Annotated in this window: 11 protein-coding genes; 9 read left to right on the top strand and 2 right to left on the bottom strand. The window is 71.7% G+C overall.

Annotated elements, in window-relative coordinates; translation table 11 throughout:
- Positions 1 to 69: 69 nt before the first annotated feature.
- From secY to rplQ, 9 genes are all read left to right on the top strand, one after another.
- Positions 70 to 1,368 (top strand): preprotein translocase subunit SecY, encoded by a 1,299-nt coding sequence (gene secY, locus F1D97_RS16250; protein ID WP_236121530.1) that lies wholly within the window; start codon positions 70 to 72, stop codon positions 1,366 to 1,368.
- Entirely contained in the window at positions 1,365 to 1,943 is a 579-nt protein-coding gene (locus F1D97_RS16245; RefSeq protein WP_236121529.1) for an adenylate kinase, read from the top strand. Before secY ends, F1D97_RS16245 begins: the two co-directional genes overlap by 4 nt.
- A gap of 23 nt (positions 1,944 to 1,966) precedes the next feature.
- The gene (gene map / locus F1D97_RS16240; protein ID WP_236121528.1) at positions 1,967 to 2,809 is read left to right on the top strand and encodes a type I methionyl aminopeptidase; all 843 of its coding nucleotides are present in this window, start codon (positions 1,967 to 1,969) and stop codon (positions 2,807 to 2,809) included.
- A 309-nt stretch (positions 2,810 to 3,118) separates the two neighbouring features.
- Positions 3,119 to 3,340 carry a translation initiation factor IF-1 gene (gene infA, locus F1D97_RS16235; RefSeq protein ID WP_013770189.1) on the top strand — a complete coding sequence of 74 codons (222 nt, stop codon included), beginning with the start codon at positions 3,119 to 3,121 and terminating at the stop codon, positions 3,338 to 3,340.
- A gap of 58 nt (positions 3,341 to 3,398) precedes the next feature.
- Entirely contained in the window at positions 3,399 to 3,512 is a 114-nt protein-coding gene (rpmJ, locus tag F1D97_RS16230; RefSeq protein WP_013117849.1) for a 50S ribosomal protein L36, read from the top strand.
- A 160-nt stretch (positions 3,513 to 3,672) separates the two neighbouring features.
- The gene (gene rpsM / locus F1D97_RS16225) at positions 3,673 to 4,053 is read left to right on the top strand and encodes a 30S ribosomal protein S13 (protein WP_236121527.1); all 381 of its coding nucleotides are present in this window, start codon (positions 3,673 to 3,675) and stop codon (positions 4,051 to 4,053) included.
- 47 nt (positions 4,054 to 4,100) lie between these two features.
- A complete protein-coding gene (rpsK, locus tag F1D97_RS16220; RefSeq protein ID WP_019136350.1) occupies positions 4,101 to 4,502 on the top strand; it encodes a 30S ribosomal protein S11 in 402 nt (133 codons plus the stop codon).
- Between the two features lie 149 nt (positions 4,503 to 4,651).
- On the top strand, positions 4,652 to 5,662 hold the full coding sequence (locus tag F1D97_RS16215; protein WP_236121526.1) for a DNA-directed RNA polymerase subunit alpha: 1,011 nt from the start codon (positions 4,652 to 4,654) through the stop codon (positions 5,660 to 5,662).
- 78 nt (positions 5,663 to 5,740) lie between these two features.
- A complete protein-coding gene (gene rplQ, locus F1D97_RS16210; protein WP_236121525.1) occupies positions 5,741 to 6,262 on the top strand; it encodes a 50S ribosomal protein L17 in 522 nt (173 codons plus the stop codon).
- Positions 6,263 to 6,342: 80 nt separating this feature from the next.
- Here the strand turns inward: rplQ and F1D97_RS16205 are convergent, their stop codons facing one another.
- Together F1D97_RS16205 and F1D97_RS16200 are read right to left on the bottom strand one after the other, a co-directional pair.
- Positions 6,343 to 6,729: a VOC family protein gene (locus F1D97_RS16205; protein ID WP_236121524.1), complete on the bottom strand. Its 387-nt coding sequence runs from the start codon at positions 6,727 to 6,729 to the stop codon at positions 6,343 to 6,345.
- Positions 6,730 to 6,858: 129 nt separating this feature from the next.
- Entirely contained in the window at positions 6,859 to 11,406 is a 4,548-nt protein-coding gene (locus tag F1D97_RS16200; protein WP_236121523.1) for a beta strand repeat-containing protein, read from the bottom strand.
- Between the last annotated feature and the right edge of the window lie 38 nt (positions 11,407 to 11,444).

Genomic DNA, 11,444 nt, shown 5'->3' with positions numbered 1-11,444 from the left:
GGTAGTCTTGCCTGCGGCCATCGCCGGGTGGCTGACGACTGCCGCACGAGCGGCTACCCAGGAGGACAGGTGCTAGGCGCATTCGTGCGGGCGTTCCGGACGCCCGACCTGCGGCGGAAGCTGCTCTTCACCATCGGCATCATGGTGGTGTTCCGCATCGGATCCTTCCTGCCCACGCCCGGGGTGTCCTACCCCAACGTGCAGCAGTGCATCGACGAGGCGGGTACGGAGAACGACCTGCTCGGGCTGGTGAACCTGTTCAGCGGTGGAGCCCTGCTCCAGCTGTCGGTGTTCGCGCTCGGGATCATGCCGTACATCACCGCGAGCATCATCGTGCAGCTGCTGCGCGTCGTGATCCCGAAGTTCGAGGAGCTGCACAAGGAAGGGCAGTCGGGTACCGCGAAGCTCACGCAGTACACCCGCTACCTGACCATCGCGCTCGCCGTCCTGCAGTCGACGACGGTCATCACGATCGCGCGCAGCGGCCAGCTCTTCGGCGGGTGCACCGTCGACGTCATCCCGGACTCGTCGTGGACGACGCTCGTCATCATGGTCATCACGATGACCGCGGGCACGGGCCTGATCATGTGGCTCGGCGAGCTCATCACCGAGCGCGGCGTCGGCAACGGCATGTCGCTGCTCATCTTCACGTCGATCGCCGCGAGCTTCCCGACCGCCATGTGGTCGATCGCGGGTGGCAACAACGGCCTGACGAAGTTCATCGTCGTCCTGGCGATCATCGTGCTCGTCATCGCGCTCGTCGTCTTCGTCGAGCAGAGCCAGCGCCGCATCCCGGTGCAGTACGCCAAGCGCATGGTGGGCCGCCGCATGTACGGCGGGTCGAGCACCTACATCCCGATCAAGATCAACATGGCCGGCGTCATCCCGATCATCTTCGCGTCGTCGCTCCTGGCGATCCCGGGGATCATCGCGCAGTTCGGCGACCAGACCGCGGACTGGGTCCGGTGGGTCTCGCAGAACCTCGCCGCGCAGGACGCGCCGCTGAACCTCGCGCTGTACGTCGTGCTGATCATCTTCTTCTGCTACTTCTACACGGCGATCACGTTCAACCCGGACGAGGTCGCGGACAACATGAAGAAGTACGGCGGCTTCATCCCCGGCATCCGTGCCGGCCGCCCGACCGCCGACTACCTCAGCTACGTGATCTCGCGCATCACGGCGCCCGGCTCGCTGTACCTCGCGGTCGTGGCGCTGATCCCGACGATCGCGTTCATCATGCTCGACGTCGGCCAGAACATCCCGTTCGGCGGCTCGTCGATCCTGATCGTCGTCGGCGTCGGCCTCGAGACCGTCAAGCAGATCGAGTCCCAGCTGCAGCAGCGGCACTACGAAGGGTTCCTCCGATGAGCACGCGTCTGGTCCTGCTCGGCCCGCCCGGAGCGGGCAAGGGCACGCAGGCGGCCCGCCTCGCCGAGCGCCTCGCGGTCCCCGCGATCTCGACGGGCGACATCTTCCGCGCCAACATCAAGGGCGGCACGGAGCTCGGCCGCAAGGCGCAGGAGTACTCGTCGCGGGGCGCCTTGGTGCCCGACGAGATCACGAACGCGATGGTCCGTGACCGACTCGCGCAGGACGACACCGCGGGTGGGTTCCTGCTCGACGGCTACCCCCGCAACGTCGCCCAGGTCGCCGAGCTCGACGCGATCCTCGCGGACGCCGGCCTGTCCCTCGACCTCGCGGTCGAGATCACCGCGGACCCCGAGGTCGTCGCGGAGCGCCTGCTCAAGCGCGCCGAGATCGAGGGTCGCGAGGACGACACCGAGGACGTCATCCGCCACCGGCTCGACGTCTACGCCGAGCAGACCGCCCCGATCTCGGACGTCTACTCGCAGCGCGGCCTGCTGGCGCGCGTCGACGGCATCGGCGAGGTCGACGAGGTCACTGAGCGCCTGCTCGTGGCGATCGGCTCGCCCGCCCGCTGAGCGGGCGGAGGACGGTGGTTCACGTGTTCGGCCGCGAACGGATCGAGTACAAGAGCGCCGACCAGGTGCGCGTCATGCGGCGTGCCGGGCTCGTCGTCGCCGACGCGCTCGACGCGGCCCGTGCGGCTGCTGTGCCCGGCGCGACGACGGCGGACGTCGACGCGGCCGCGGCACGGGTGATCGTGCAGGCGGGTGCGGCGCCGTCGTTCCTGGGCTACCACGGGTACCCCGCGACGGTGTGCGTGTCGGTGAACGACGAGGTGGTGCACGGCATCCCCGGCGGGCGGGTGCTCGCGGAGGGCGACGTCGTGTCGATCGACTGCGGTGCGGTCGTCGACGGGTGGCACGGCGACAGCGCGCTGTCGTTCGTCCTGGGCGACGGCACGGTCGAGGACCGCGAGCTCGTCGCGACCGGCGAGGAGGCCATGTGGGCCGGCATCGCGGCGCTCGCCGGTGCCGACCGCCTCGGTGCCGTCGGTGACGCGGTCGAGGACGTCGTGGACGGCGCGCACACGGCCGGGCGCAACGGTGGCGTGCGGCTCGGCGTGGTGGAGGACTACGTCGGTCACGGCATCGGGTCGGCGATGCACCAGCCGCCGGACGTGCTGAACTACCGCACGCGGGACCGCGGGGCGAAGGTCCGCCCGGGCCTGTGCGTCGCGGTCGAGCCGATGCTCGTGCGCGGTGAGCAGGCGACGCGGGTGCTCGCCGACGACTGGACGGTCGTCACGGAGGACGGCTCGCGCGCGGCCCACTGGGAGCACACGGTCGCGATCCTCGACGGCGGGATCTGGGTGCTCACGGCGCGCGACGGCGGTCTGGCGGGTCTCGCGCCGCACGGTGTGACGCCGACGCCCCTCGACTGACCGGAGCGGGCGACGCCCGCTCCCACCGCCGGTGCTGCGGCCCGGCACGGGCTCCGACGCCCCTGAGCACGCGGCGGGGGAGTCGGACGTCACGTCTCGGGGTCACCGGAGCGGTTTCGTCGAATGGGTGGCATGGCGTAAAGTAGCCCGTTGGGTGTGTGCGCTCTGTTCGTCGTCCGTGACCGGGAGACCGGCCGGACGGCACCGGGGCAGCACCCGCTCCCTTCCACGATCTCGACGACGTTCCGGCGGCATGCCGGTTCGCGTGGACCTCGTGGTGCTCGACACGACCGACAGTTAGCGGAGGACATGGCGAAGAAGGACGGCGTCATCGAGATCGAGGGCAGTGTCGTCGAGGCGCTGCCGAACGCGATGTTCCGCGTGGAGCTCACCAACGGCCACAAGGTGCTCGCCCACATCTCGGGCAAGATGCGACAGCACTACATCCGGATCCTCCCTGAGGACCGGGTGGTCGTCGAGCTGAGCCCGTACGACCTGTCCCGCGGTCGCATCGTCTACCGCTACAAGTAATCACCACGACATCGCCGCCGGTCCCCTCCGGGTCACGCGGCGGCGGAGGAAACACGCGATGAAGGTCAAGCCCAGCGTCAAGAAGATCTGCGACAAGTGCAAGGTGATCCGCCGGCACGGTCGCGTCCAGGTGATCTGCGAGAACCTGCGCCACAAGCAGCGTCAGGGCTGACGCCCACGCATCACCTGCCCTCCGGGGCAACCCAGCGCAGCATCACCTCGGGTCCGGCATCGCCGGGACCGTTGAACCCTCGGCTCGGAGGCCGGGGCCCGCACGAACGCGGGAGGGTGCTGCGGAAGACCTCCGAGCAGTAACAGGAGCCACCAGGCACATGGCACGTCTTGTCGGCGTCGACCTCCCCCGCGAGAAGCGGCTGGAGATCGCGCTCACCTACATCTACGGAGTTGGCCGCACGCGCGCCAAGGAGACCCTTGCGGCCACCGGCATCTCCGGCGACCTGCGCGTGAAGGAGCTCGGCGACACCGAGCTCGTCGCGCTGCGTGACTACCTCGAGGGCAACTACAAGCTCGAGGGTGACCTCCGCCGTGAGGTCGCCGCGGACATCCGCCGCAAGGTGGAGATCGGCTGCTACGAGGGCCTGCGTCACCGCCGCGGCCTTCCGGTGCGCGGCCAGCGCACGAAGACCAACGCGCGTACCCGCAAGGGCCCGAAGCGCACCGTCGCCGGCAAGAAGAAGGCCGGGCGCAAGTAACCGCCCGCCGCTTCCGGCAGCCCGATCCGTAGAGAGAAGAAGAGCAGATGCCTCCCAAGTCCCGTACCGCCGTGCGCAAGCCGCGCCGCAAGGAGAAGAAGAACGTCTCCCACGGCCAGGCGCACATCAAGAGCACGTTCAACAACACGATCATCTCGATCACCGACCCCTCGGGTGCCGTGATCTCGTCGGCGTCGTCCGGCCAGGTCGGCTTCAAGGGCTCGCGCAAGTCGACGCCGTTCGCCGCGCAGCTCGCCGCCGAGGCCGCCGCCCGTCGTGCGCAGGAGCACGGCATGCGCAAGGTCGACGTCTTCGTCAAGGGCCCGGGCTCGGGCCGCGAGACGGCGATCCGTTCGCTGCAGGCCGCCGGTCTCGAGGTCGGTTCGATCCAGGACGTCACGCCGCAGGCGCACAACGGCTGCCGTCCGCCGAAGCGCCGCCGCGTCTGACCCCTCGCCCGTGCCGGGCCGTGCCCCTGCTCGGCCCGGCACGGGCGTAGGTCGTCAAGTCATCTCCCGGGATGCGGACCGAGGCATGACCGGGATCGCAACACCTGCGTGGCGTCATATGGCGGACGTCCGCTGAGAGGAATCACACCGTGCTGATCGCACAGCGCCCCACCCTGGCCGAAGAGGTCATCTCGGAGAACCGTTCGCGGTTCTCCATCGAGCCGCTCGAGCCGGGCTTCGGCTACACGCTCGGCAACTCGCTCCGCCGGACGCTGCTGTCCTCCATCCCCGGTGCCGCCGTCACGTCGATCCGTATCGACGGCGTCCTGCACGAGTTCTCGACCGTGCCGGGGGTCAAGGAGGACGTCACCGAGATCATCCTCAACATCAAGAACCTCGTGGTCTCGTCGGAGAACGACGAGCCCGTCGTGATGTACCTGCGCAAGCAGGGCCCGGGTGAGGTCACCGCCGCGGACATCGTGCCGCCGGCGGGCGTCGAGGTGCACAACCCCGACCTGCACCTCGCGACGCTCAACGACAAGGGCAAGCTCGAGATCGAGCTGACCGTCGAGCGCGGCCGTGGCTACGTGTCGGCCGCGCAGAACAAGACGTTCGACGCCGAGATCGGCCGCATCCCGGTCGACTCGATCTACTCGCCGGTCCTCAAGGTGACCTACAAGGTCGAGGCGACGCGTGTCGAGCAGCGCACGGACTTCGACAAGCTCATCGTCGACGTCGAGACGAAGGCGGCCATCAGCCCGCGCGACGCGCTCGCGTCGGCCGGCAAGACGCTCGTCGAGCTGTTCGGCCTGGCGCGTGAGCTGAACGTCGAGGCCGAGGGCATCGAGATCGGCCCGTCGCCGACGGACGCGGCCCTGGCCGCGGACCTGGCGCTGCCGATCGAGGACCTGCAGCTGACGATCCGTTCGTACAACTGCCTCAAGCGTGAGGGCATCCACACGGTCGGCGAGCTCGTCGCCCGTTCGGAGGCCGACCTCCTGGACATCCGCAACTTCGGCGCGAAGTCGATCACGGAGGTCAAGGAGAAGCTCGCCGAGCTCGGTCTGTCCCTCAAGGACAGCCCGCTCGACTTCGACCCGTCCGCGTCGGCCTACTACGGCGACGACGAGGGCGACTTCGTCGAGGACGAGCAGTACTGACCCTCAGCACCGGTTGGCAGTACTGACTCGGGACCACTGACTCGGTACTTGACGAAGAACTTCAAGGAGATTTGACCAATGCCTACGCCCACCAAGGGTCCCCGGCTCGGTGGCGGACCGGCGCACGAGCGGCTGATCCTCGCGAACCTCGCGACGTCGCTGTTCGAGCACGGCCGCATCACGACGACGGAGGCCAAGGCCAAGCGCCTGCGCCCCCTCGCCGAGCGCCTCATCACGTTCGCCAAGCGCGGCGACCTGCACGCGCGTCGTCGCGTCCTGACCGTCGTCAAGGACAAGAGCGTCGTGCACACGCTGTTCACCGAGATCGCCCCGGCCCTGGCCGAGCGCAACGGTGGCTACACGCGCATCACGAAGATCGGTCCGCGCAAGGGTGACAACGCGCCCCTCGCCGTGATCGAGATCGTGCGTGAGCCGCTCTCGCCGAAGCAGGCCGTCGTCAAGGAGGCCACGAAGGCCACCGCGAAGGCCGCGCCGAAGAAGGCCGAGAAGGTCGAGGACGCCAAGGTCGAGGAGACCGTCGTCGACGAGGCGCCCGTCGTCGACGAGGCGCCCGCCGAGGAGTCGGCCGACAAGGCCTGAGTCCGCACAGCACGTCGCAAGGCCCGGACGCCGTCAGGTGTCCGGGCCTTCGTGCATCCCGGGTCCTGGCGCGCGCCGGGTCAGAGGAACAGGCAGAACGGGTGACCCGAGGGGTCGAGCAGCACCCGGACGTCCGCCTGCGGCTGGACGCCGGCGAGGGTCGCACCGCACTCGATCGCCCAGCGCGTGGCGGCGACGAGGTCGTCGACCCACAGATCGAGGTGCTCGGTCGCGTTCTGCCCGCCCGGGACGGCGGGCCACGCGGGTCGCCGGAACTGCACCTCGCCCTCGAAGTTGAGCGTCGGGCCGTCGGGGACGCGCACCTGCGCCCAGCCGGGGCCCTCGGGGGAGGGCGCTTCGGTGGCGGCCACCTCCCCGCCCAGGAGCCGGGCGTAGAACGCGGCGAGCAGCGCGGGCTCGTCGGTGCCGAGGGTGACGGACGTGAGCCTCACGACGGGCCGGTTCATGCGACCTCCTGCGGTCGGCGACCCCGCCACGCTACGCCCCGTGCTCACCGGGCGCACCGGGCTCCACGGCCCGCCCGGACGCGACGAGGGCGGGCACCCCGCACCGGGTGCCCGCCCTCGTCGCGTCCGTCAGGCCCGGCGCCGCCGGACCAGGAGGACCATCGCACCCGCGGCCATGCCGAGGACGCCGAGGGCCAGGAGCCCGGCCAGGTCCGACCCGGTGGTCGCGAGGTCGTCGTCGCCCGACCCGCTGCCGGCCGTCGGGGACGGGTTCGGCGTCGGCCCGGTCGTCGGCTCCGGGTCCGTCGTCGGCTCGGGGTCCGTCGGGGTGGGCTCCGGCTCCGCGGCGGCGAGCACCAGGACCGCTGCGGTCCCGGTCGCGCCGGACGCGGCCTCGACGACGACGCTGTGCGCCCCGACCGGGGTCCCGGCCGGCACCGTGACCGTCAGGTCGAGCTCGCCGTCGGCGTCGGCCGTGGCGGTGGCCAGCAGCTGCGGCGTGGAGTGCAGCCAGACCTCGACGGCCTCGCCGTCCTGGAGGCCGCTGGCGCGCACCTCGAGGTCCTCACCGACGCGGACCGCACCGGTCGACAGCGTCACCACGACGGGACGCAGGTCGACGGTGAGCGTGACCTCCAGGGCCGCGTCGGCGTCGACGCCGTTGTGCGCGGTGACGACGACCGTCGACGTCCCCGGCGCGGTCGGCGTGCCGACGAGGCGGCCGCCGCCGACGGTCGGCACCCAGGCGAGCCCCGCGGGCAGACCGGTCGCGGTGACCGACGGCAGCGGGTGACCGGTCGCGGTGAACGTCTCGTCGACCGCGCCGCCCAGCGTCACCTGCACGGTGTCGGGGCCGGTCAGCGCCGCGGGCTCCTCGACCACGACGGTCCACGGGACGACGAGGTCGGGGCCGGAGCCGTTCGTGAGCGTGACCTCGACCTCGTGGGTGCCGGACTCGGTCGTCGTGCCCGTGAGCCGGAGCTCGCCGCCGACGACGGCCACGTCCAGCCCGTCGGGCAGCCCGACCGCGGTGGGCGTCGGGACGGGGTAGCCCGCCACCGTCGTGAGTGCCTCGTCGACCGCGACGCCGGCGCGCACGGTCGTCGTGCCGTCGGTGTCCGCCGCGCTCGGCGCGGCGGTGACGACGAGCCGGATCTCGGCCGTGTCGGTGCCCGCGGCGTTGGTCGCGGTCACGGTGACGACGCTGTCGGCGCCCTGGTCGGCCTCGGTGGGGACACCGGAGAGGACCTGGGTGGCCGCGTTGAAGGAGAGCCACGTCGGCAGACCCGACACCGCGAGGACCGGTGCGGGGTACCCGGTCGCGTCGATCCGGTGCGCGTTGGCGACCCCCGCCGCCCACGTGATCTCGCGGTCGTCGCCGAGGTCCGGCGTGGACTGCACGTGGATCAGCAGGGACGTGATCGCGGCCGTGCCGACGCCGTTGATCGCCGTCAGGACGACGGCGTGCGCACCGTCCTGCGTGGGCGTGCCGACGATGCGCGTCCCGGAGCCGTCCGTGACGACCTCGAGACCGTCCGGCAGGCCGGTGGCGGTGACGGCCGGAACGGGGTAGCCGCTCGTCGTGACGACGACCGGGGTGATCTCCTCGTCGACGTCCACGGTGACCGTCACGGGGACAGAGACGCCCGCAGGCTCCTGCACGACGACGGTCCAGTCGAGCGAGTCGGTGCCGACGGTCGAGGTCAGCCCGACCTCCACGTCGAACGTGCCGGTCTGCGACGGCGTGCCGACGAGCCGCACGGCCGCGCCGTCCTGCGCGAGCGACAGACCCGCGGGCAGGCCGACGGCGGTCACGGTGGGCGTCGGGTGCCCGGCGACCGTGAACGCGGCGACGTCGGCCGCCGTGCCCAGGCGCAGGGCCGTCGTGACCGGGGTGGTCGCGAACGTCGGGGCAGCGGTGACGTCGAGCGTCATCGTCACCGGGTCGGCGTCCGTCGGGCTGCCGTCGTACGTGACCTCGAGCTCGACGGTGTACCGACCGGGCGTGGTCGGGGTGCCGGAGACGGTCCCCGCGGCGCCGTCGAGCACGAGGCCCGCCGGCAGGCCGGTCGCCTCGAGCGTCGGACGCGGGTAGCCGCCGACCGTGATCGGCAGGGTCGTCTCGACGCCGACCGGGATCGCGAGCGTCGTCGGTGCCGAGAGCGTCGGGGGCGACGTGATCTCGACCCGGAGCTCCTCGACGTCGGTGCCGTGCGCGTTCGTCGCGACGAACGTGGCGGTGTACGTGCCGGTCGCCGTCGCGGTGCCGGTGAGCGTGATCTCGCCGTGGGCGGCGGTGGCGACGACGCCCGGGGGCAGGTCCGTCACCTCGACCGTGGGCACGGGGTAGCCGCTGTACCGCGCGATCGTCCACGCGCCCAGGTCGTACCCGACGCCCGCCGTGATCCCGCCGACGTTCAGCTCGACCACCGGCGGTGCTGTGACCGTGACGGTCACGTTCGCGACCGCGGTGCCCGTGGCGTTCGTCGCGGTCACCGCGTACGGGCCGAACACGCCCTCGACGCCCGCGGTCGGCTCGGCGGAGAACGTGCCGCTCGCGGCGTCGAAGGACAGCCACGACGGCAGCGTGGAGCCGAGCGTGAGCGTCGGACGCTCGTGCCCGCTCCACACCAGCGTGAGCGCGGCGGACGAGCCCGCGGCCACGGTGAGGCCCGGGGAGGTCTGGGCGAACGACGGGCCGGTCAGCGCGCTCACCGTCACGTCACGCACCACGACGGGACCGACGCCGTTGTCCGCGGTGACCCGGACGACGACCGTGCCGCTCGTGGTGGGCGTCCCGACGACCGCGACGGTCCCCGGGGTGCTCGTGTCGAACGACAGGCCCGCCGGCAGCGCGCCGTCGTCGAGGACCTCCGCGGCGAGCGTCGGGGCGGGGTAGCCGGTCGAGGTGAGGGTCGCGCCGCTCAGCGCGGTGCCGACCGTCGTCGACACCGCCGTCGGCCCGGTGAGCAGGGGGGCCGCCTGAACGGTCCACGCCCAGGTGGCGGTCGCCGTGCCGAACGCGCTCGTCGCGGTGATCGTCGCGGTGCCGGAGGTCTCGGCGACGCTCGTCGGGCGCGTCGGGGTCCCGGTGATCGTCCAGGTGCCGCCGCTCGAGACGACCGAGAGCCCCGCGGGCAGCCCCGTGGCCGACGTGGAGGTGGCACCCGTGGCCGTCAGCGGGATCGCGGTGAGCTCTCCGGCGGTGACGACGGTCGTGCCGGGTGCGGTCACGGTGGGCCGCGGACCGACGTTGATCACGAAGGTGTCGACGTCGGAGCCCCACGCGTTGTTGGCGAGCACCATGACCGAGACCGCGCTGTCGGTGGTCGGGGCGGTGCCGCTGAGGACTCCGCCGGCGAAGTTGGCCCAGACCGGCCGGCTCAGGATGGAGACGTTCGGTGCCGGGTACCCGGTCGTCGTGAGCGGGATCTCGAACGGCTCGCCGTGGACGAGCCAGAGGTCGTCGACCGGTTCGAGGGTGGGCTTCACGCCGACGACGACCTGCGTGCTGAACGGCGCGGTCCGGTAGGCGTTGCCGACGGTCGTCGCCACCGTGTAGGTGCCCGTGGTGGTGGGGGTGCCGGTCAGACGCAGGTCGGAGCCGGACATCGACAGGGACGTGCCCGGGGGGAGCCCGGTGGTCGGGCCGAGGATCGAGGATGCGGGCGTCGACGCCGCGGTGCCGATCGTCGTGCTGGTGACGGTGCCGAGCGTCGCGTTGGCGCCCGAGTAGGTGACCGAGACCGGCGAGGGCACGACCACCGGGATGGTCGCGTTCGTGGTGAGCGAGCCCGCGCCGTCGGCGCGCAGCGAGATCGAGGTGTCGGTGTAGGACGTGCCCGGGTCACCGGAGAGCGTGACGGTCGTCGTCGAGCCCGCCTTGCTCGTCGAGACCGTCATCCACGCCGGCTTCGCGGAGGTGAGGGTGACGTCCGGTGCCGGGTTGCCCGTGACCGTGACCGTGCGGGTCGTGGTCGTCGACGGCGGGAAGACGAGCGCAGCGGTGCTCGTGAACGCGGGAGCCTCGTAGACGGGCTCGCCGTTGCTCGTGCCGATCTGCTGGAGCGTCACCGAGATGTTCTGGTACGAGGTCGCCGCTGCCACGGACAGGGTCACGCTCTTGACCTGCTGGCGGTCGAACCCGGACTGGAAGTTCAGCACCGCGACGTCACCGACGTACGCGGGCGTGTAGCGGACCGTGAGCCAGTCGGACGCCGCGCCGCCGTTGCGGGACAGCCCGCCCACCGTCGCGACCCGACCGTTGACGTCCCTCAGCTCGAGCCCGAACGACACCGCACCGGGCTGGTTGGGCAGCACGTCGCGGTAGCGGAGCTCGATCCGGTCCGCGCCGCCCGCCGTGATGTCGACGCTGCTCGCGGCGGTCCACCGGATCCGCGCGTCGGCGAAGGTGCAGCCGACGGAGTCGGGGACCCGGACGTCGACCGTCAGCGTGCCCGTGCCGGGCGTGGCCGTGGTGCTGCGCGTGGGCTGGCAGTCGTACCCGCTGGGCACGAGGAGCTCGCGCGTGCCCATGGAGGTGCCCGCGAAGTCGTCGACGACGAGGCCGACGGCGGCGGACGCGGGGGCGACGAGCCCCGTCGCGAGGGCCGCGAACGTGAGTGAGGCGGTGGCGAGCGCGGCGGTCACGCGGCGCAGCGGTGCGGTCAGACGCATGAGGTCCTCGGCTCGGAGATGGGGTGTCGTCGACGTTA

It is taken from the genome of Cellulomonas palmilytica (assembly GCF_021590045.1).
GTDB lineage: Bacteria > Actinomycetota > Actinomycetes > Actinomycetales > Cellulomonadaceae > Cellulomonas > Cellulomonas palmilytica.
This window is presented reverse-complemented; position numbering and strand designations above follow the sequence as displayed.

What these genes read in the sequence shown, in the direction of transcription:
- F1D97_RS16245 (WP_236121529.1), top strand. Translation starts at nt 1,365, where the DNA reads ATGAGCACGCGTCTGGTCCTGCTCGGCCCGCCCGGAGCGGGCAAGGGC.
- infA (WP_013770189.1), top strand. Translation starts at nt 3,119, where the DNA reads ATGGCGAAGAAGGACGGCGTCATCGAGATCGAGGGCAGTGTCGTCGAG.
- rpmJ (WP_013117849.1), top strand. Translation starts at nt 3,399, where the DNA reads ATGAAGGTCAAGCCCAGCGTCAAGAAGATCTGCGACAAGTGCAAGGTG.
- rpsM (WP_236121527.1), top strand. Translation starts at nt 3,673, where the DNA reads ATGGCACGTCTTGTCGGCGTCGACCTCCCCCGCGAGAAGCGGCTGGAG.
- rpsK (WP_019136350.1), top strand. Translation starts at nt 4,101, where the DNA reads ATGCCTCCCAAGTCCCGTACCGCCGTGCGCAAGCCGCGCCGCAAGGAG.
- rplQ (WP_236121525.1), top strand. Translation starts at nt 5,741, where the DNA reads ATGCCTACGCCCACCAAGGGTCCCCGGCTCGGTGGCGGACCGGCGCAC.
- F1D97_RS16205 (WP_236121524.1), bottom strand. Translation starts at nt 6,729, where the DNA reads ATGAACCGGCCCGTCGTGAGGCTCACGTCCGTCACCCTCGGCACCGAC.
- F1D97_RS16200 (WP_236121523.1), bottom strand. Translation starts at nt 11,406, where the DNA reads ATGCGTCTGACCGCACCGCTGCGCCGCGTGACCGCCGCGCTCGCCACC.